The organism is Janthinobacterium sp. (assembly GCF_031995485.1).
Classification (GTDB): Bacteria; Pseudomonadota; Gammaproteobacteria; order Burkholderiales; family Burkholderiaceae_D; genus Janthinobacterium.
Map to the genome: position 1 here is coordinate 1 of NZ_DAMAGB010000062.1, position 18594 is coordinate 18594.

General features: G+C 64.2%; 19 protein-coding genes and 2 tRNA genes (1 of these 21 only partly in view). 12 read left to right on the top strand and 9 right to left on the bottom strand.

Annotation, left to right across the window (positions count from 1 at the left end; translation table 11 throughout):
• The first annotated feature begins 244 nt into the window (after nucleotides 1–244).
• Genes RTQ46_RS24870 through RTQ46_RS24880 form a run of 3 tightly spaced genes read left to right on the top strand, consistent with a single transcriptional unit; the run spans nucleotide 245 to nucleotide 2836 of the window.
• On the top strand, nucleotides 245–1870 hold the full coding sequence (locus tag RTQ46_RS24870; RefSeq protein ID WP_312440274.1) for an ATP-binding protein: 1626 nt from the start codon (nucleotides 245–247) through the stop codon (nucleotides 1868–1870).
• A complete protein-coding gene (locus tag RTQ46_RS24875; protein WP_312440275.1) occupies nucleotides 1851–2414 on the top strand; it encodes a DUF1697 domain-containing protein in 564 nt (187 codons plus the stop codon). Before RTQ46_RS24870 ends, RTQ46_RS24875 begins: the two co-directional genes overlap by 20 nt.
• A 26-nt stretch (nucleotides 2415–2440) precedes the next feature.
• The gene (locus RTQ46_RS24880; protein WP_312440276.1) at nucleotides 2441–2836 is read left to right on the top strand and encodes a DUF3224 domain-containing protein; all 396 of its coding nucleotides are present in this window, start codon (nucleotides 2441–2443) and stop codon (nucleotides 2834–2836) included.
• Between the two features lie 16 nt (nucleotides 2837–2852).
• Here the strand turns inward: RTQ46_RS24880 and RTQ46_RS24885 are convergent, their stop codons facing one another.
• Entirely contained in the window at nucleotides 2853–3275 is a 423-nt protein-coding gene (locus RTQ46_RS24885; protein WP_312440277.1) for a hypothetical protein, read from the bottom strand.
• Nucleotides 3276–3530: 255 nt separating this feature from the next.
• Here RTQ46_RS24885 and RTQ46_RS24890 point away from each other — a divergent pair, with 255 nt between their 5' ends.
• Together RTQ46_RS24890 and RTQ46_RS24895 are read left to right on the top strand one after the other, a co-directional pair.
• Nucleotides 3531–3884, top strand: a complete 354-nt coding sequence (locus tag RTQ46_RS24890) for a metalloregulator ArsR/SmtB family transcription factor (protein WP_312440278.1) — start codon at nucleotides 3531–3533, stop codon at nucleotides 3882–3884.
• 74 nt (nucleotides 3885–3958) lie between these two features.
• On the top strand, nucleotides 3959–4816 hold the full coding sequence (locus tag RTQ46_RS24895) for a ChaN family lipoprotein (RefSeq protein WP_312440279.1): 858 nt from the start codon (nucleotides 3959–3961) through the stop codon (nucleotides 4814–4816).
• Nucleotides 4817–4819: 3 nt separating this feature from the next.
• Here RTQ46_RS24895 and RTQ46_RS24900 read toward each other — a convergent pair whose 3' ends face one another.
• The gene (locus RTQ46_RS24900) at nucleotides 4820–5641 is read right to left on the bottom strand and encodes an IclR family transcriptional regulator C-terminal domain-containing protein (RefSeq protein WP_312440280.1); all 822 of its coding nucleotides are present in this window, start codon (nucleotides 5639–5641) and stop codon (nucleotides 4820–4822) included.
• Nucleotides 5642–5815: 174 nt separating this feature from the next.
• On the opposite strand from RTQ46_RS24900, the gene RTQ46_RS24905 reads away from it, so the two are divergent.
• The 7 genes from RTQ46_RS24905 (at nucleotide 5816) to RTQ46_RS24935 (ending at nucleotide 13083) form a co-directional block, all read left to right on the top strand.
• On the top strand, nucleotides 5816–6514 hold the full coding sequence (locus tag RTQ46_RS24905; protein ID WP_312440281.1) for a 3-oxoacid CoA-transferase subunit A: 699 nt from the start codon (nucleotides 5816–5818) through the stop codon (nucleotides 6512–6514).
• Nucleotides 6515–6525: 11 nt separating this feature from the next.
• A complete protein-coding gene (locus tag RTQ46_RS24910; RefSeq protein ID WP_312440306.1) occupies nucleotides 6526–7167 on the top strand; it encodes a 3-oxoacid CoA-transferase subunit B in 642 nt (213 codons plus the stop codon).
• Nucleotides 7168–7376: 209 nt separating this feature from the next.
• The gene (gene pcaF / locus RTQ46_RS24915) at nucleotides 7377–8579 is read left to right on the top strand and encodes a 3-oxoadipyl-CoA thiolase (RefSeq protein ID WP_312440282.1); all 1203 of its coding nucleotides are present in this window, start codon (nucleotides 7377–7379) and stop codon (nucleotides 8577–8579) included.
• A gap of 141 nt (nucleotides 8580–8720) precedes the next feature.
• A complete protein-coding gene (locus tag RTQ46_RS24920) occupies nucleotides 8721–10013 on the top strand; it encodes an MFS family transporter (protein WP_312440283.1) in 1293 nt (430 codons plus the stop codon).
• A gap of 95 nt (nucleotides 10014–10108) precedes the next feature.
• Complete coding sequence (locus RTQ46_RS24925; RefSeq protein ID WP_312440284.1) at nucleotides 10109–10804, top strand: fumarylacetoacetate hydrolase family protein; 696 nt, start codon at nucleotides 10109–10111, stop codon at nucleotides 10802–10804.
• 80 nt (nucleotides 10805–10884) lie between these two features.
• Nucleotides 10885–11205, top strand: coding sequence for a thioredoxin family protein (locus tag RTQ46_RS24930; protein WP_312440285.1), 321 nt, complete (start codon nucleotides 10885–10887; stop codon nucleotides 11203–11205).
• A gap of 579 nt (nucleotides 11206–11784) precedes the next feature.
• The gene (locus tag RTQ46_RS24935) at nucleotides 11785–13083 is read left to right on the top strand and encodes an MFS transporter (protein ID WP_312440286.1); all 1299 of its coding nucleotides are present in this window, start codon (nucleotides 11785–11787) and stop codon (nucleotides 13081–13083) included.
• Nucleotides 13084–13231: 148 nt separating this feature from the next.
• On the opposite strand, the gene RTQ46_RS24940 is transcribed toward RTQ46_RS24935, so the two are convergent.
• The 7 genes from RTQ46_RS24940 to RTQ46_RS24970 all read right to left on the bottom strand — a co-directional run.
• Nucleotides 13232–15691 carry a TonB-dependent siderophore receptor gene (locus tag RTQ46_RS24940; protein ID WP_312440287.1) on the bottom strand — a complete coding sequence of 820 codons (2460 nt, stop codon included), beginning with the start codon at nucleotides 15689–15691 and terminating at the stop codon, nucleotides 13232–13234.
• 73 nt (nucleotides 15692–15764) lie between these two features.
• Nucleotides 15765–16775: a FecR domain-containing protein gene (locus RTQ46_RS24945; protein ID WP_312440288.1), complete on the bottom strand. Its 1011-nt coding sequence runs from the start codon at nucleotides 16773–16775 to the stop codon at nucleotides 15765–15767.
• A complete protein-coding gene (locus RTQ46_RS24950; RefSeq protein WP_312440289.1) occupies nucleotides 16772–17299 on the bottom strand; it encodes a sigma-70 family RNA polymerase sigma factor in 528 nt (175 codons plus the stop codon). Before RTQ46_RS24950 ends, RTQ46_RS24945 begins: the two co-directional genes overlap by 4 nt.
• 135 nt (nucleotides 17300–17434) lie before the next feature.
• Complete coding sequence (locus tag RTQ46_RS24955) at nucleotides 17435–17854, bottom strand: hypothetical protein (protein ID WP_312440290.1); 420 nt, start codon at nucleotides 17852–17854, stop codon at nucleotides 17435–17437.
• A 28-nt stretch (nucleotides 17855–17882) separates the two neighbouring features.
• A complete protein-coding gene (locus tag RTQ46_RS24960) occupies nucleotides 17883–18248 on the bottom strand; it encodes a hypothetical protein (RefSeq protein WP_312440291.1) in 366 nt (121 codons plus the stop codon).
• Nucleotides 18249–18403: 155 nt separating this feature from the next.
• Nucleotides 18404–18480 (bottom strand) — tRNA-Met (locus RTQ46_RS24965).
• A 60-nt stretch (nucleotides 18481–18540) separates the two neighbouring features.
• Nucleotides 18541–18594: transfer RNA gene (locus tag RTQ46_RS24970), tRNA-Met, on the bottom strand (it continues 123 nt past the right edge of the window).

Here is an 18594-nt window from a genome sequence, read left to right on the forward strand (position 1 = left end):
GTCCAGGGGTAAATGTTGATGGGTAACCGGCATGATGACTCCTTCTGTGATGCAGCGATATTACCATTGCCATGGCGCAATGTAAGCATTCCGCAGCGGCATGGAGCTGCATCAAATGCCGCTGCCCAAGACGAGCAAACCGTAAATCTTGCCAATCATCTTGTCATACCGTACATTTCACGCTGTGCTGCCGTCTTCCTGCCCGCGCCGCGGGCCGCCAGTCACATGCCTGGGGTGTTGTTTGATGGTAAATATCCAAGTCCGGCTGACCTTGCTGTTCATCGTGATCGTCACCGTGGTGCTCGGCATTTCCGGCAGCTATACCCAATATACCCTCAGCAAGGAACTCGAAGCGGGCAGCGCCCGCCTGCGCAGCGGCGTACTGACGCGCTTGCAGACCAGTTTGCCATCGGCGCTGTGGGACCTCGACAAATCCAAGGTCGACAGCATCGTCGCGGCCGAGATGCTGCCGCCGGAACTGGTCGGCATCCGCGTCTACGACGCCTCGGTCGGCCTGTTTGCCGGCAATATGCGCGACGCCAACGGCGTGCTGCTGCCGCTGGCGGCCGACCGGGCCGGCGTGGCCATGGCCGGCACGGCGATCGAGGCGCCGCTGGTATTTCGCGATGCCATGGCCGCCACCAGTGGCGGCACGCCCGCGATCGTCGGCAAGGTGATCGTCAATTTCAGCCGCGAACAGATCGAGGCGGCGCTGCGCAGCGAAATCCGGCGCAAGGTGATCGAGGTGCTTCTGCTGGACGTAATCCTGGTGGCGGCGCTGGGACTGAGCCTGCGCATCGTGTTCGGGCCGCTGCGGCAGTTGCGCGACGGCCTGGTCGACCTGGCCACGCGCGGCAGCGACGAGGTCGAGGAATTGCCGGAAAACCGGCGCGACGAACTGGGCGACGTGATCCGCGGCTTCAATGGCGTGCAGCGCAAGCTGAAATCCATTATCGAACGCACGCGCCATGCCGAAGATGCGGCGCGCCGTTCGCAGCAGGAAACGGCGCAGGCGATGGACGACTTGCGCCGCGCACAGGAATCGCTGCTGCAGTCCGAACGGCTGGCCTCGCTGGGCAGCTTGGTGGCCGGCGTCGCGCATGAAATCAATACCCCGGTCGGCATCGCGCTGACCAGCGCGTCGGTATTGAAGGAAGCCACCGACGCGATCAGCGCGGCGGTGGCCGGCGGCGGCGTGAAAAAGACCGATATCGTGCGCTACCTGGAAACGGCCGGCGAAAGTTCGCGCCTGATCATGAACAATGCGTATCGCGCCGCCCACCTGATCCACAGCTTCAAGCAGATCGCCGTCGACCAGGTCAGCGAAGCGCGCCGCGCCTTCGAATTGCGCGACTATATCGGCGAGGTGGTGGCCAGCCTGCAGCCGACGCTGAAAAAGACGCGCAGCGAAGTGATCATCGATTGTCCGTCCGGCATCGAGTTCGACAGCTATCCGGGCGCGCTGGCGCAGGTGCTGACCAATCTGGTCTTGAATTGCGTCGAGCACGCGTTCGATGCCGAGACGGCCGGCACCATCCATATCGGCGTGCGCTGTGAAGCGGAAAGCATGGGGGACGCCAAGGCGGGCGCCAAGGCGGAATATCTCATCATGCAGGTGCGCGACAATGGCCGCGGCATCGCGCCCGAGCTGCTCGACCGCGTGTTCGATCCCTTCGTTACCACCCGCCGCGGCCAGGGCGGCACGGGGCTGGGCTTGAATATCGTGTTCAACTTGATTACCAGGCAGTTTGGCGGCACCATCACGGTCACCAGCACGCCGGGCCAGGGCGCCACTTTCCTGTTGCGCCTGCCGCGCGTGACGCCGCTGGCGGACAGCAGAGGAGACGGGCATGGCGATCGCACAGAATGAACGGCAGGTAGCGCTGCTGCGCGGCATCAACGTCGGCCGCGCCAAGCGCGTGGCCATGGCCGATTTGCGCAAGCTGCTGGCAGATCTCGGTTATGGCGATGTGCGTACCGTGCTCAACAGTGGCAATGCCGTGTTTGACGCGGGCCAGGTGGCCCCAGGCGTATCGGCCACGCGGATCGAAGAAGCGCTGGTGCTGAAACTGGGCGTGGCGGCCCGCGTGACGGTGCTGTCCAGCGCACAGTTTGCCGAACTGATGGCGCAAAATACACTGGCGCCGGCGCTGGACCCGGCCCGCCTGCTGGCGCTGGTGCTGAACAATCCGGCCGACGCGCTGCGCCTGGCGCCGCTGTCGCAGCGGCCATGGCAGCCCGAAGCGCTGGCTGTGGGGACGCGGGCCGCGTATGCCTGGTGTCCCGATGGCGTGCTGGCCAGCAAGGTGGTGGCGGCGCTGGGCGTCTTGCTGGGCGATGGCGTCACGTCACGCAACTGGGCCACCATGCAGAAGCTTGATGCCTTGTTGAACGGCGCAGCCGCGTCCGTCTGAACCCATTCCACTACACAGGAGACACCATGCCATCGATCAGCGGAGAATTTACCGTCACCATGACGCCCGAAGCGTTGTCGGCAATCGCCGCGGACTCGGGACTGGGACGCATGTCGCTCGACAAGCGCTATCTTGGCCCGCTCGACGCCAGCGGCCATGGCGAAATGCTGGGCGTGCGCTCCGGCGTCAGCGGCTCGGCCGGCTATGTGGCGCTGGAAAAGGTGCAAGGCACGCTGGACGGACACGCGGGCAGTTTCTATCTGCAGCACAGCGGCACCATGACACGCGGCGCGCCGGCCCTGTCGGTCACGGTGGTGCCCGATACGGGCACCGAGGCGCTGCTGGGCTTGCAGGGCAGCCTGGCGATCCGCATCGAGAACGGCAAGCATTACTATGATTTTACGTATGAACTGCCGGCATAAGCTGGCACCATATTGTTTACTGCTCGAACTTTTCCTGCCTGGTCCTGGAACCGTGCAGGGCCAGCAGGCCCAGTCCCACCAGCAGCATCGAATACATGTTTGTCTCCGGTACGGGAGTGATGGCGCGCGCCGGCTGCACCTGCGCTGCCGGCAATGATCTGCCGGCGCCACGGCGCGGATCGATGGCCGGGCTCCATTGCTGCGCTGGTACCGGCCCACTGGCCGGCACGCGCGCGGACGGCAATTGCTGCCTGTTCCATGGCCGTGCATCGTCTGCCGCCACATCATCCCCGATCACGATACCGGCATGGCTGCCGCGTGCCTTCTCGGTTGTGCCTGCAACTCCGGCCGGGATGGCAGCTGCCCACGCCATCAACGCCAGCGCTGCAGATTGGTACACCTTCATGTTGATCTCCTTGAGGCCAGACAGTGTCGTCATGGCAATCAGCATTAGAGCACAAGTATTGATAATATTGCCATCTGTATTTGCTATTAAATACGACTTTTTAATGTTTTGATAGTATTTTATCTATCGCCAAACGTAAAAACATATTGGCATGCTATCAACAAAAAACGCTGTTGTTTTTTGGCTGCGCGCTTGAGCAGGAAAACACTCTATCGCTTAGTATATTGTTCGAAGACTTGTGCGAGTCCCGCCTTGTTTGATAAATGACCGCGCCTGTGGGAGGGCCTGATGGAAACGCTGGAAGCAACACCTGTGCAATTGAACCTCGACGCCATGCGCGCGTCGGCCTACAAGGCCAGTTCCCTGTTAAAAGCCATGGGCAATGCCGACCGCCTGATGCTGCTGTGCCAGCTGTCGCATGGCGAGCACTGCGTGAGCGAGCTGGAGCAGCTTACCGGCATCGGCCAGCCTAGCCTGTCGCAGCAGCTGGGCGTATTGCGCGAAGACATGCTGGTCGCCACCCGGCGCGACGGCAAGCAGATCCATTATCGTGTCGCCAGTCCGGCCGTGCTGGCAGTGCTGCGCGTGCTGTACACGCAATTCTGCACGCCGAAGCCGATCTTTTGCGACGAGGCAGATTAAGCCCATTTTCAGTGGCGGCGGCGCACCGGGGCGGTACAATCTGGCGCATCGCCATTTCCAGGATGCAAGCCACCATGATGAAGATGATACCCCGCGCCGGGGCGCGCGCCGCCCTGCTGTGCAGCGTGCTGGCGCTGTCTGCCTGCGGCAGCCTGCTGAAAAAATCGCCGCCACCGGCGCCCGTGCCGGTAGCCGACAGCCTGCCCAATCCGCAGGTGCTGCTGCTCGGTGAAGTACACGACAATGCCCAGGGCCACCGCCTGCGTTTCGAGGAATTGCAGCGCCGCGTGGCCGCCGGCTGGCGTCCGGCGATCGCCATGGAACAGTTCGACCGTGAAACCCAGCCCTTGCTGACGCGCGCGGCGCGCGACTGCGCCGATCCCGAATGCATCATTCGCGTGATGGAGCAGCCGCGCTGGGACTGGAGCCTGTACCGCCCGGTGCTGGACCTGGCCATCAGCTATCAGTTGCCTTTGATCGCCGCCAACCTGTCGCGCGCGGACGCCTCGCGCACCGTGCGCGACGGCCTGAAATGGTCGATGACACCGGCCATGGTGAGCACTTACCTGGCCGCACCCGTGCCGGCCGATATCGTCGACGCGCAAAAAAAGGAAATCCAGGACGGCCATTGCGGCATGCTGCCTGACATGATGACAGGCGGCATGGTCGACGCCCAGGTGGCGCGCGATATCTGGATGGCCAAGGTGATCCGCGACCAGGCGCCGCGCGGCGTGGTGCTGTTTGCCGGCAATGGCCATGTGCGCAAGGACATCGGCGTGCCGCGCTGGCTGAAACTGGCCGATCCACAGCTCAATGTACGCACGATCGGCTACCTGGAGCAGGGCGGCAGCAGCTATCCGGGGGCGTTCGACCTGACGCAGACCATGCCGGCCCAGGCGCGGCCCGATCCGTGCGCCAAGTTCAAGAAATAGTCCTTATTGCTGGACCCGCACCAGCGCACTGACCCGGCTTGCCGTTTCCAGCAGTTTCGGCAAGCTGTGCTCCAGCAGATGCGCCACCGACGGCCCGGCCGTCTGGCCGCTGACATTGATCGCCGCCACCACCTTGCCGCTGCGGTCGAACACGGGCGCGGCCAGCGCGATCAGCCCCTGTTCCAGCTCTTCCTGCACCAGGCACCAGCCCTGGCGCCGTACCTGGACGATCTCTTCCATCAGGGCCTCGATATCGACTTTGGTGGCCGGCGTGATTTTCAATAACGCCATCTTCGACAGCCGCGCGCGCAGTGCGTCCGGCGCCAGCCCGGACAGCAGCACGCGGCCCATCGAAGTGCAGTAGGCCGGCAGGCGGCTGCCGATGCCGAGGTTGATCGACATGGTGCGGTGCGCGGACAGGCGCACCACATACACGATATCGTCGCCGTCAAGCACGGTGGCCGAACACGACTGGCGCAGCGCCTGCATCAGTTCTTCCAGCAGCGGCTGGGCCTGGGTCCAGACCGGCAGCGACGACAGATAGGCGTAGCCGAGGTCGAGCACCTTGGGCGTCAGGCGGAACAAGCGCCCATCCGCTTCCACATAGCCCAGATGCAGCAAGGTCAGCAGAATGCGGCGCGCGCCGGCGCGCGTCAGCTGCGCCCGCTCGGCCACCTCGCTCAGCGTCTGCTGCGGCGCATCAAAGCCAAAGCTGCGCAGCACGGCCAGGCCGCGCGCAAACGACTGCACATAGCTGTCGCCGGGGCGGGGTGCCTCATCGCTGATTGGGTCGGAGATTTCCAAGGGGCTGCTGCGCTCGTTCATGACGGTTCCAGTGGATCAAGGTGGCAATTATAGCCATGCCCGCCCGCACAACGGCAAACGCAGCGGCAAATTGACAAGCCGGGCTTTCAGGCATATTCTCACGAATAAGTTCTAAATACGAATATTTGTTCGTATATAGAACAAATTTCACGGATTCCCTTCAGGAGACACCGCATGATCGATAAACTGCGTACCAGCGTTGCCGAGGCGCTGGCCGATATCCACGATGGCGCCACCATCATGATTGGCGGCTTTGGCGGCGCCGGCCAGCCGGCCGAACTGATCGACGGCCTGATCGCCCACGGCGCGCGCGACCTGGTCATCGTCAACAACAATGCCGGCAACGGCGACACCGGCCTGGCCGCGCTGCTGAAAAACGGCCAGGTGCGCAAGATCATCTGCTCGTTTCCGCGCCAGGCCGACTCGCACGTGTTCGACGGCCTGTACCGGGCCGGCAAGCTGGAACTCGAACTGGTGCCGCAAGGTAACCTGGCCGAGCGCATCCGCGCCGCCGGCGCCGGCATCGGCGGCTTTTTTACGCCCACCGGCTATGGCACTGACTTGGCCAAGGGCAAGGAAACGCGCGAGATCGACGGCCGCATGTACGTGTTCGAGTCGCCGATCCACGCCGACTTCGCGCTGATCAAGGCCGAGCAGGGCGACCGCTGGGGCAACCTTACCTACCGCAAGACGGCGCGCAACTTCGGCCCCATCATGGCCATGGCCGCCAGGGTCAGCATCGCTTCCGTGCACGAGGTGGCCGAGCTGGGCAGCATCGACCCCGAGCACGTGATCACCCCCGGCCTGTTCGTGCAGCGCATCGTGCAGGTGCCGCGCACCGCCACCGGCCCGGCCGGCTTCAAAGCTTCCTGAAAGAGACAATGATGAACAAATGGAACCGAGACCAGATGGCGGCGCGCGTGGCGGCCGACATCCATGAAGGCGCAGTCGTGAATCTGGGCATCGGCTTGCCGACCCTGGTGGCGAACCACTTGCCGGAAGGCGCCGACATCATTTTGCACAGCGAAAACGGCGTGATCGGCATGGGCCCGGCGCCCGCGCCCGGCGAGGAAGACTACGACCTGATCAACGCGGGCAAGCAGCCCGTCACGCTGCTGGCCGGCGGCAGCTACTTTCACCATGCCGACAGCTTCGCCATGATGCGCGGCGGCCACCTCGATATCTGCGTGCTGGGCGCCTTCCAGGTCTCGGCCACCGGCGACCTGGCCAACTGGCACACGGGCGCGCCGGACGCGATTCCCGCCGTCGGCGGCGCGATGGACCTGGCGATCGGCGCGAAAAAAACCTGGGTCATGATGGAATTGCTGACCAAGGCGGGCGACAGCAAGCTGGTGCAAACCTGCACCTATCCGCTGACCGGCATCGGCTGCGTCAGCCGCATCTACAGCGACCTGGCCGTGATCGACCTGGGGCCGCAGGGTGCGGCCGTGATCGAGATCGTGGACGGCATGAGTTTTGAGCAATTGCAGGCGTTGACGCCGGTGTTGCTGAGGGACGCACGTTAATGCAGCGTCGACCGGCATCGCCCGCAATGCCAACAACGTGTCGGCTTACGCGCTGGCGCGCTAACCCGACCTGCATGCATCAACGTCAAATGGCGCAGGTCGGCGTAGGTCGGAGTAGCGGGGCCGCCGAGGCGCTTGCGCGTAATCCGGCACCCCGGCAATTGCATTAATTTCAAGCAATACCATCACCTTTCTTGGAGGAAAGTAACATGACTGCAGCTTTTATCTGTGACGCCCAGCGTACCGCCTTTGGCCGCTACGGCGGGGCACTGTCCGGCGTGCGCGCCGACGATCTGGGCGCCGTGCCGATCCGCGCCCTGATGGCGCGCAATCCGAAGGTCGACTGGGACGCCGTCACCGACGTGCTGTACGGCAGCGCCAACCAGGCCGGCGAAGACAACCGCAACGTGGCGCGCATGGTGGCGCTGCTGGCCGGCTTGCCGATTTCTGTGCCGGGCGCCACCCTGAACCGCCTGTGCGGCTCGGGCCTCGATGCCGTTGGCAGCGCCGCGCGCTTTATCAAAAGCGGCGAAGCGGGCCTGATGATCGCCGGCGGCGTGGAAAGCATGAGCCGCGCGCCGTTCGTGATGGGCAAGGCCGACAGCGCATTTTCGCGCAGCATGAAAATGGAAGACACCACCATCGGCTGGCGCTTTGTCAACCCCTTGATGAAGGCGCAGTATGGCGTCGACTCGATGCCGGAAACGGCGGAAAACGTCGCTACCGACTTTGGCATCAGCCGGCTTGATCAGGACCTGATGGCGCTGGCCAGCCAGACCAAGGCACTGGCGGCGCAGCAGGCTGGCGTGTTCGACAGCGAAATCTGCCCCGTCACGATTCCGCAAAAGAAGGGCGACCCGCTGATCGTCACGCGCGACGAGCATCCGCGCGCCACCACCCTGGAAACGCTGGCCAAACTGAAACCCGTGGTGCGCCCCGACGGCACCGTCACGGCCGGCAATGCTTCCGGCGTCAACGATGGCGCCGTGGCGCTGCTGCTGGCCGATGAAGCGAGCGCCGTCCGCCATGGTTTGACGCCGCGCGCGCGCGTGGTGGCGATGGCGACAGCTGGCGTGGCGCCGCGCATCATGGGCATCGGCCCGGCGCCCGCCACGCTGAAAGTGCTGGCGATGACGGGCCTGACCATGGCCGACTTCGACGTGATTGAACTCAACGAAGCGTTTGCCGCCCAGGGCCTGGCCGTGCTGCGCCAGCTGGGCGTGCGCGACGACGATCCGCGCGTCAACCCGAACGGCGGCGCGATTGCGCTGGGCCATCCGCTGGGTGCCTCCGGCGCGCGCCTGGCCATGACGGCCGTCAACCAGCTGCACCGCACCGGTGGCCGCTATGCGCTGTGCACCATGTGCATCGGCGTCGGGCAGGGCATCGCCCTGGTGCTGGAACGCGTTTAGTCGTACTTTCGGCGTATTGCCTGCCATACGTATTTATGCGTATGCCCGGACGCCGCGCAGAGCGTTTCCAGCGCGTATGATGCAAAACAGCCCGGCAAAACCGGGCTGCGTTGGCTTTTTTACACGAACAAGAAGACTGATATGACACAAGACACACCGCATGACGTTTCGCAGCTGACCTCGAAACAGCGCATCAAGGCCATTGTCGGCGCCTCTTCCGGCAACCTGGTGGAATGGTTCGATTTCTACATTTATTCCTTCTGTGCCCTGTATTTCTCGCACGCCTTTTTCCCTTCCGGTAACCCGACCACGCAGCTGCTGCAAACGGCCGGCATCTTTGCCGCCGGTTTCCTGATGCGCCCGGTCGGCGGCTGGCTGTTCGGCCGCATTGCCGACAAATACGGCCGCCGCCAGTCGATGATGATCTCGGTGCTGATGATGTGCGGCGGCTCGCTGATGATCGCCGTCATGCCGACCTATGACACCATCGGCGCCTTTGCGCCGTTCCTGCTGCTGGTGGCGCGCCTGTTCCAGGGCCTGTCGGTCGGCGGCGAATACGGCACCAGCGCCACCTACATGAGCGAAGTGTCGGAATCGGGCAAGCGCGGCTTCTTTGCCTCGTTCCAGTACGTGACCCTGATCGGCGGCCAGTTGCTGGCGCTGCTGGTGCTGGTGGTACTGCAGCAACTGCTCACGCTGGAAGAGCTGCGTGCCTGGGGCTGGCGCATCCCGTTTGTGTTTGGCGCGCTGGCCGCCCTGGTATCGCTGAACCTGCGCAAATCGTTGACGGAAACCACCACCGCCAGCGAGCGCAAGGACAAGGACGCGGGCAGCCTGCGCGGCCTGCTCAAGCACAAGCGTGCGTTTATCACCGTGCTGGGCTTTACGGCCGGCGGCTCGCTGGTGTTCTACACGTTTACCACCTATATGCAGAAATACCTGGTCAACACGGCCGGCATGGACACCAAGACGGCCAGCGCCGTGATGACCTGCGCGCTGCTGGTCTACATGGTGCTGCAGCCCGTCTTCGGCGCCCTGTCGGACCGCATCGGCCGCCGCACCTCGATGCTGTTCTTCGGCGGCCTGGCCACCCTGTGCGTGCTGCCCATCATGCATGCGCTGAAAGACATCACCAGCCCGTACGCGGCGTTCGGCCTGATCATCATCGCGCTGGCCATCATCAGCTTCTACACCTCGATCAGCGGCCTGATCAAGGCAGAGATGTTCCCGGTCGAAGTGCGCGCGCTGGGCGTGGGCCTGTCGTATGCGGTGGCCAACGCCATGTTCGGCGGCTCGGCCGAATACGTGGCGCTGCAGTTCAAGGCGCTGCACGTGGAAGAGTATTTCTACTGGTACGTGACCATCATGTGTTTGATCTCGTTTATCGTCGCCATCCGCATGCCGGACCCAAGCCGTTCGGGCCTGCTGAAGTAAGCACGTAAACGTCGTAGAATAAGAATGACAGCACAAGAATGGCAGCGTCGAGCTGCCATTTTTTTTATCCAGATTTTCACCATCCAGGAGAGACCATGTCGTATGTTTTCGCCGCACCCGTGCAGGCCGCCGTTCCCGTCACCGGGCAGGCAGCCCTGTTTCCCGTCCACCGCATTTACTGCGTGGGCCGCAACTATGTCGACCACGCCAAGGAAATGGGCCACACGGGCCGCGAGGCGCCGTTCTTCTTCATGAAACCGGCCGATGCGGTGCTGCCGGTAGCGGCCGGCGCGACTGGCGAACTGTCCTATCCGGCGCAAACGGAAGATTTCCAGCACGAGATGGAACTGGTGGTGGCGATCGGCAAGGGCGGCAGCGAGATCAGCGTGGACACTGCGCTGGAACACGTCTGGGGCTATGCGATCGGCCTCGACATGACGCGCCGCGACGTGCAGGGCGCGGCAAAAAAACTCGGCCGTCCGTGGGATACCGGCAAGGCGTTCGAGCAGTCGGCGCCAATCGGCGCCATCACGCCCGCCGCCCAGGCCGGCGATATCGGCAGCGCGGCCATCACGCTGCAGGTCAATGGCGCCGTGCGGCAAAACAGCACCATCGACAAGCTGATCTGGAACGTGGCGGAAACCATCGCCGACCTGTCGACCTATTTCACCTTGCAGCCGGGCGACCTGATCTATACGGGCACGCCGGCCGGCGTGGCGGCGGTGCAGCGCGGCGATGAGCTGGTCGGCACCATCACGGGCCTGGGCGAACTGCGCGTCAAAGTGGTGTAAACGCGGGATGCCGCACGGCACAGCAGGCCCGCATGATGCATAGTCGTCGTGCGGGCTTTTATTTTCCTGAGGAGACAAGCATGAACCAGACTTATGCCGTGGCGCAGCCGACGCGCGCCGAGATCGACGCCCTGACGGGACCGACCGTGCTGGAATTTGGCACCGGCTGGTGCGGCCACTGCCGCGCCACCGATGCGCCGCTGGCGGCCGCCCTGCAGCAGCATGCCGAGGTGCCGCACCTGCGCGTGGAAGACGGCAGCGGCCGCCCGCTGGGCCGCTCGTTCAAAGTGAAGCTGTGGCCGACGCTGATTTTCCTCAAGGACGGCCAGGAAGTGGCGCGCCTGGTGCGCCCGCTCGACAGCCGCGAGATCGGGCAGGCGCTGGGCTTGATTGACGTGTAAGCCATTCAACCCAGCGGCAAAGACTGGGTCGGACCCTCACGGTCCGACCCCGGCATGTGCAGTTCGGGGTTGCTCATCAAACTTTCTTGCCCCACCGCATCACTACGCGTATCATGGTCCGATACAGAAAGATCAACCGCATCCCTCGCCGGATGCTGGCGCGATCATCACGGCCGGCTCCACCGCGAGCGGCCGCAGGCAAGGATTCACCACAAATGACCGATGCCGCGATGTCCTGCGCAGGTCTGGTACGGAAATGCCTGGCAATAGCCGGGCGCTGACACACGTCGCTCATCCCCTGACGCCCTTCCTGCCGTGCCCCGGATAGACCGGATGGCGCACGACCGTTGTTTCTCTGATCAGTCACTATCACGGCGCGTTGACGCGCGTTGCCGATTCGTTCGCGACGGCAACGAAAACCGTTGTTTTTTGTTTGCACAGTTATTAGCAAATGTGCAGCAAATGCGCACGCGCGCGGCTATGATATGCCAGCGGCGCGTCGAGACAACGTGCCGTGCTGCTGCCTGAAAAAACATCCAGAGAATGGCCTTTAGACACCCTCCCCAAGGAGCGCAGTACATGAGCAATACCCCGAGCAATCCCCCGAAGAAAAATTCGCCAGGCACGGTGCTGTTTGCCAGCCTGATCGGCACGACCATCGAGTTCTTCGATTTCTATATCTACGCCACCGCCGCTGTGCTGGTGTTCCCGAAACTGTTCTTCCCGGCCGGCGACCCGTCGGCCGCCGTGCTGCAGTCGCTGGCCACGTTCGCCATCGCCTTTTTTGCCCGTCCGATCGGCTCGGCCGTGTTCGGCCACTTCGGCGACCGCATCGGTCGCAAGGCGACCCTGGTCGCGGCGCTGCTGACGATGGGTATTTCCACCGTCATCATTGGCCTGTTGCCGACCTATGCCGCGATCGGCACCATGGCGCCGCTGCTGCTGGCGCTGTGCCGTTTCGGCCAGGGCCTGGGCCTGGGCGGCGAGTGGGGCGGCGCGGTGCTGCTGGCGACCGAAAATGCGCCACCGGGCAAGCGCGCCTGGTACGGCATGTTCCCGCAGCTGGGCGCGCCGATCGGCTTCTTCCTGTCGGGCGGCATCTTCCTGCTGCTGAGCGAAACCATGACCGACGAGCAGTTCTTCAGCTACGGCTGGCGCATTCCGTTCCTGGCCAGCGCGCTGCTGGTGATCGTCGGCCTGTACGTGCGCCTGAAGATCACGGAAACGCCGGACTTCCAGAAAGTGCTCGACAAGAACGAACGCGTCAAGCTGCCGTTCGCCACCGTGTTCCGCGAGCATGGCCGCATGCTGTTCCTGGGTACCATCGTGGCGCTGGCGACCTTCGTGCTGTTCTACCTGATGACGGTGTTCGCACTGAGCTGGGGCACCACCAAGCTGGGCTTCACGCGCAAGGAATTTTTGATCGTGCAGCTGTTCGCCGTGCTGTTCTTCGCGCTGACGATTCCGTTCTCGGCCATCCTGGCGGACCGCCGCGGCCGCCGCACCACCCTGATCTGGGTCTCGGTTGCCATCGCCATCTTCGGCCTGGTACTGGCGCCCATGTTCGGCTCCGGCGTGACCTGGGAAGTAACGCTGTTCATGGCCGTCGGCCTGGGCCTGATGGGCATGACCTACGGTCCGCTGGGCACCATGCTGTCGGAACTGTTCCCGCCGGCCGTGCGCTACACGGGCGCCTCGTTGACGTTCAACCTGGCCGGCATCCTGGGCGCCTCGCTGGCGCCGTATATCGCCACCTGGCTGGCCACCAACCATGGCCTGCAGTATGTGGGCTACTACCTGACGCTGGCAGCGCTGCTGACCCTGGGCGCCTTGCTGATGGTAGGCAAGCCGCGCGCCGGCAAGGAAGCGTGGGAATGAAATCGTAGTCTGTCGCCCATAAAAAAGCCGCCAGCAATTGCATGCTGGCGGCTTTTTTACGTTGTCTGCATTTACCCCGCACGGCGAAAATGCCGGGGTCGGACCCTGAGGGTCCGACCCCAGGGCCTGCTTTTGGGGTGAAAAAGCATCACCACTTCGGCGTGTACTTCAGCGTTACCTGCACGCTGCGCGGGTCGCCAAAATGGTTGTTGCCGCCCGTGTCGTTGTACGACGGGATCACGTAGCGCTTGTCAAACAGGTTGTTGACGTTCAGCGCCAGCGATACCTGCGGCGTGGCCTGGTACGCCAGGCGCGCGCTCCACAGCGAGAAGCCGGCCACGTCGAAGCTGCGGCCATAGTCGACCGTGTGGCTCTGCATGGTCACGCCCGCACCCAGGCTGACCTTGCTCCACGCGCCGGGCAGGGTGTAGCCGGACCACAGGCGCAGCATGTGCTTCGGCGTCCAGGTCGAAAAAACTTCACCCTGGTTGTCCGGGTCTTCCAGATAGGTGGTCGCCGTGTAGGCGTAGCCGGCCGACAGCTGCAGGCCGGGCGCCACTTCGCCCGACACTTCCGACTCCAGGCCCTGGCTGCGCACCTTGCCCGAGGCGCGCGAGCAGTACCAGCCGTCGCAGCCAAAGCCGGCGTCGTAGTCGGTCACGGCGCGGTTCTTGTGCTCGTAGCGGAACACGGCCAGCGAGGTGTTCACTTTGCCATCCAGCAGTTCGCCTTTCACGCCCGCCTCGTAGCTGTTGCCGGTGATCGGTTTGAGGATCTCGTTGGCCACATTGCGGTTGGTCTGCGGCTGGAACACGCCGGCATAGCTGACATAGGCATTCCACTCTGGCGTCAGTGCGTAGATCAGGCCTGCCGAGGGGCTGAACTTGGCCGATACCTCGGTGGTGTCGCGGTAATCGCCGGCTGCATACACGAAGTCATACCAGCTGAAGCGCCCGCCCAGCACCGCTTTGAGCTGGCTGTTCAGCTGGCCGTTCCAGCTGCCGTACAGGCCTTTCTGGCGCATGTCGTAGGTGCTGTTGCTGGACACGCCGCGCGCGGCGATGGTGTCGAAATCCTGCCATGGGCGGTGATGGTCGATATTGAAGATTTGCGCGCCCTGCGTCCAGGCGCGCGCATAGCGGTCGTCGGAATGGAACGTCACGTAGCTGGCGCCCACCACCACTTCCTGGGCGATGCCCAGCGCGTTGTAGTGGCCGCGCACAAAGGCGTCGATGCCGCGCTTGCGGTTGTCGAAGTCGGTGGAAAAGTCGCCGTACATCGAGCCGCTGCCGTCCGCCTTGATGGTGCCGGCCATGCGCTGGTGGGTCGAGCCGGTTTTCTCGTTGGTGGCCAGCGCGGAGGCCTTGAAGGTCCACTGCCTGTTGAAATGGTGTTCCAGGTCGGCGTTCAGCGTGCTCTGTTCGACCTTGCTGCGGTTCCAGTCGGCGCCCGTATAGGTCGAGCGGGGCAGGCCCAGCTCGCTGCCATCCGCGTAGCGGCCCACGCCGATATACATCGGGCGGCCGCGGCTGTCGACATTGTTCACTGCCAGGCCCAGGGTGGTGGCGGGCGTCAGGTCGTAGTCGAGCGCCACATAGGCGGTGCGCGTCTTGCTCCATACCTGGTCGATGAACGAATGCGTGTCGTCCTGGTCGAGGATCACGCGGCCGCGCAGGCTGCCGTCCGCGTTCAGGGGCGTGCTGACGTCCACCTGGCCGTTGTAGTGATCCCACGAACCGGCGCGGGCCATCAGGCTGGCCTGGCGGCCGGCCAGCGGGCGCTTGCGCACCAGGTTGACGGAGCCGCCCGGGCTGCCCGTGCCCTCCAGCAGGCTCGACGCGCCGCGCAGCACTTCCAGGCGGTCGTAGATCACCATGTTTTCCTGGCCCCAGTTGCCCAGCGCATAGGTGTTGCGGTCGATCGGCACGCCGTCGTACTGCCATTGATCGATCTGGAAGCCGCGCGAGGTGATCACCACGCCCGGCCCCACGCCATGCACGCCGACCACGCCGGTGACGTTGTTGACCGCTTCGCGCAGGTCCGTGATGCCCTGGTCGTCGAGGCGCTGGCGCGTCAGCACGCTGACCGATTGCGGCATGTCCTTCATCGACTGCTCGCCCTTGCCCAGGGTGAGTTTGCGCGCCGTGTACGAGCCGCTGCCCTCGGTGGTGGCGCCCTGTTCCAGCTGGCCGACGACGGTAATGGCGGGCATGGTGCGGTCCACCGCCGCCGACGCGGAGGTGGATGCGGCAGCCGCTGCGGGGGCGCTGACCAGCACATAGCCGGTCGGCGTCTTGCCGATCGCGTAGCCGGTACCGCGCAGCAGCACCGCAAAGCCTTCGTCGACGCCGTAGCTGCCCTGCAGGCCGGCGGTGCTCAAACCCTGCACCTTGGCCGCGTCGATCACGATCGCCACGCCGGACTGCTGGGCGTAGCGGTTCAGGGCGCCGGCCAGCGGCCCGGCGGGTATCGTGTAGCTGATGGCGGCAGGCGCGGATTGGGCCAGCGCGGCGCCATGCAGGACGGTGCTGGCAAGCAGCAGGGCGGCGACGGCCAGTGGACGCAGGCGCGTATTGAGCGTGCGTGGGGACGGAACAGTAACGGACATGGTGACAGCCTTTTGTGAATGATCTCAGCTGCCTTGACGCACGAGATGCGCCAACACGAACCTGCGCGGCACATTATTTTTTATTTTTTCCGGAAGTGCCTGCGGAGCCATGAGCGGGGGCATCGACCATCACCAGATAACGCGTCAGCATGCGCACGCGCAGCTGCGGGAAATTGTCGAGCAACAGCTGCAGCGCCTGGTCCGTGTCGTCCAGCGGCAGCACGGCCGCCACGCGGATATGCGCCAGCTGTGCGCGGTCGTAGCGCAGCTGGCCCGGACGGTGGCGCGCCAGCTCATCGAGCACCTCGGGCAGCGGGCGGTCGTCAACCACCAGCTGGTGCGCGCGCCAGGCGTCCTGCAGGCTGGCGGCATCAAACGGCTCCAGCGGCCCGGCGCCAGCGGCGGTGATGCGCGTGCGCTGGCCGGCCGCCACCATCGTATCGGCATGGCGCGGCAGCTGCACCGCCACCTTCGATTCGAGCATGCTGAGGACGGTCGCGCCATCGTGCTGGCGCACCGTGAAGCGCGTGCCCAGCGCGCGCAGGGCCGCCTGCCGGCTGTCGACCAAGAACGGCCGCCGTGCATCTTTCGCCACCTCGACCAGGATCTCGCCCTGCACCAGCTGTACATGGCGCTCGCCACCGGTAAAGCGCAGATTGACGGCGGTGTCGCTGCCCAGGGTCAGGCGGCTGCCGTCGGCCAGCGTGTGCGTGCGCCACTGTCCGGTCGGGCTGCGCAGGTCGGCCAGCAGATAGGCCGGACGGTCGCTGGCGGCCAGGCCCACGGCCAGCACCAGCATGGCGGCGGCCACGGCGCCGGCCAGCTGGCGCCGGCGCCCGGGTGCGACGGCGGCCAAGGCCGCGCGCGCCGGCCGCGTGTCGCCGCCGGCCGGGCCATGCACCGACTGCAGCTGGCCCAGCAACCCTTCCATGCTGGCGGCCGCCGCCGCATGACGCGGGTCGGCCGCTTTCCAGGCGGCGAACCCCGCCTGGGCCGCATCGCGTGCGCGCGCATCGCCGGCGCTCAGCTGGACGATCCAGTGCGCGGCCTGCCCGGCTATATTGTCCGTCTGCGCGCGGCTCATGCAGGAATATCGAAAGACGCCTGGCGGCACGCCAGCAAGGCCTGCACCAGATATTTCTGCACCATCCGCGTCGACACGCCCAGCTGCGCCGCCACGGCCGCCTGCGGCTGCTCGTCCAGGTAATGCAGCAAAAAGGCTTCGCGCGCCTTGGCGGCGATGCCGGCCAGCGCCGCAGCGATCTGTTCCAGCGCCTGCACCGCCATCAGGATTTCGTCGGGCGAGGGCGCGCCGTCGACGCCATCCATCACCAGCGCCAGTTCGGCCAGGTAGGTGCGCTCCAGCAGTTGCCGCCTTGCCCGATCGACCAGCAGCCGTTTGGCCGTGGTGGACAGATAGGCGCGCGGCTCGCGCATGCCGAACAGCGCGTCGCGCGAAGCGATAATGCGCACAAACGTATCCTGCGCCACGTCAGCCGCGCTGTGCGGGCAGCTCAGTTTCTTGCGCAGCCAGCCATACAGCCAGCCGTGATGCTCGCTGTAGAGCGATTGCACTTGCTGTTGCAGGGTGGGCTGGACGGCGGACATGGGTGGCGGCATTGATTTATAAATGAGAATTATTCTCATTGTAAGCGCCAGCCATGCTTTGCCACAATCCCCAATGCGGGAAGTGGCGCCAGGTGTTGCACGGATGCTGCGTCGAAGCTGCACGCGCCGCGCGTGTCAGCTGAAAAATTTCACGATGTCGGGATCGGTGCTCACCATATGGTCGGTAATATGGAACACATCGGCTCGCCACGGATGGCGCAGAGCCTCTTCACGGTCGATTACCCGGCCCAGGTAGGTCACGCCGCTCCACGGTGAGTCCGCGGCATCGCTCAGGCCGACCTGGAAATTGTCGCCGTTCAGCCAGATGTCAAAGGGGAACGCCAGCCGGGATTCGGGACCTGCCGCGTCCTCGCCCCATACCCCCAGTCCGATCATGGCGCTCAGGCGTTTCTCGCCGTGGCCTGGCGTAAATTGCGCATAATAGACGGCGAAGGCGTTGTCATCCTGGTAGACAAAGCGCGTCAGTTTGACGGTCGTGTTCTGGCAGCAGGCGCAGCGCGATTCCTTGGGTGCCTCAAATTCAATCCTGAGCATGGGAGTTCCTCGGTCAAGGCAGGTGGTGTCAGCGATGCGGTGTTTGCGGTAAGCACGCAGTTCTAGCCTTCTGCGCGATCCTCTCAAGCCGGTACAGCGCCTGCATGCGCAGTGCTTCATCGTCCGCCGATGCGCATTCCCGTATCACGGCAATGGCCTCAGCGGTGCCGATCGCCTGCAGCGCCCACAGGCATTTCTTGTAATAGGCGCCATAGTCATCGTAGTCCAGATAGGCCAGTGCCGGCTTCAAGGCAATCGCGTTTTTGAGACAGGGCGCGCTGGCCGGGTCCGGGTGATCCTGCAGATACCTGATGATCTCTTCATGCTCTTCGTGGGTGGGATCGAGCAGGCGTTCACGTTCGGCGGCGATATCTGATGGCGGTTCGAATGTCATGTCCAGGTTCCGGGTCAATTGCGCCGAAGATGCGATCGTGCGAGTGTGACGGCAAAGGGCGGATTGATCAACCGGCAATGGTTTGCATGCCGCGAGGACATGAAAAAACCCGCCGTTGCACAAGGCAAAAGCGGGTTTTCAGTACTGCTAATTCTTGGTGGTGATAGGTGGACTTGAACCACCGACCCCAGCATTATGAATGCTGTGCTCTAACCAACTGAGCTATATCACCAGACAGACCGGTCAGACCGGATGCTCGTGTTGACCAGGCGAAAACCCGATCGATGTTCTTTGGTGGTGATAGGTGGACTTGAACCACCGACCCCAGCATTATGAATGCTGTGCT

Excerpts from the sequence above, each read along its gene's own strand:
- RTQ46_RS24885 (WP_312440277.1), bottom strand. The coding sequence starts at position 3,275 with ATGACGACACTGTCTGGCCTCAAGGAGATCAACATGAAGGTGTACCAA.
- RTQ46_RS24905 (WP_312440281.1), top strand. The coding sequence starts at position 5,816 with ATGATCGATAAACTGCGTACCAGCGTTGCCGAGGCGCTGGCCGATATC.
- RTQ46_RS24890 (WP_312440278.1), top strand. The coding sequence starts at position 3,531 with ATGGAAACGCTGGAAGCAACACCTGTGCAATTGAACCTCGACGCCATG.
- RTQ46_RS24895 (WP_312440279.1), top strand. The coding sequence starts at position 3,959 with ATGATGAAGATGATACCCCGCGCCGGGGCGCGCGCCGCCCTGCTGTGC.
- RTQ46_RS24910 (WP_312440306.1), top strand. The coding sequence starts at position 6,526 with ATGAACAAATGGAACCGAGACCAGATGGCGGCGCGCGTGGCGGCCGAC.
- RTQ46_RS24920 (WP_312440283.1), top strand. The coding sequence starts at position 8,721 with ATGACACAAGACACACCGCATGACGTTTCGCAGCTGACCTCGAAACAG.
- RTQ46_RS24940 (WP_312440287.1), bottom strand. The coding sequence starts at position 15,691 with ATGTCCGTTACTGTTCCGTCCCCACGCACGCTCAATACGCGCCTGCGT.
- RTQ46_RS24900 (WP_312440280.1), bottom strand. The coding sequence starts at position 5,641 with ATGAACGAGCGCAGCAGCCCCTTGGAAATCTCCGACCCAATCAGCGAT.
- RTQ46_RS24945 (WP_312440288.1), bottom strand. The coding sequence starts at position 16,775 with ATGAGCCGCGCGCAGACGGACAATATAGCCGGGCAGGCCGCGCACTGG.
- RTQ46_RS24875 (WP_312440275.1), top strand. The coding sequence starts at position 1,851 with ATGGCGATCGCACAGAATGAACGGCAGGTAGCGCTGCTGCGCGGCATC.
- RTQ46_RS24960 (WP_312440291.1), bottom strand. The coding sequence starts at position 18,248 with ATGACATTCGAACCGCCATCAGATATCGCCGCCGAACGTGAACGCCTG.
- pcaF (WP_312440282.1), top strand. The coding sequence starts at position 7,377 with ATGACTGCAGCTTTTATCTGTGACGCCCAGCGTACCGCCTTTGGCCGC.
- RTQ46_RS24950 (WP_312440289.1), bottom strand. The coding sequence starts at position 17,299 with ATGTCCGCCGTCCAGCCCACCCTGCAACAGCAAGTGCAATCGCTCTAC.
- RTQ46_RS24935 (WP_312440286.1), top strand. The coding sequence starts at position 11,785 with ATGAGCAATACCCCGAGCAATCCCCCGAAGAAAAATTCGCCAGGCACG.
- RTQ46_RS24955 (WP_312440290.1), bottom strand. The coding sequence starts at position 17,854 with ATGCTCAGGATTGAATTTGAGGCACCCAAGGAATCGCGCTGCGCCTGC.
- RTQ46_RS24870 (WP_312440274.1), top strand. The coding sequence starts at position 245 with ATGGTAAATATCCAAGTCCGGCTGACCTTGCTGTTCATCGTGATCGTC.
- RTQ46_RS24930 (WP_312440285.1), top strand. The coding sequence starts at position 10,885 with ATGAACCAGACTTATGCCGTGGCGCAGCCGACGCGCGCCGAGATCGAC.
- RTQ46_RS24880 (WP_312440276.1), top strand. The coding sequence starts at position 2,441 with ATGCCATCGATCAGCGGAGAATTTACCGTCACCATGACGCCCGAAGCG.
- RTQ46_RS24925 (WP_312440284.1), top strand. The coding sequence starts at position 10,109 with ATGTCGTATGTTTTCGCCGCACCCGTGCAGGCCGCCGTTCCCGTCACC.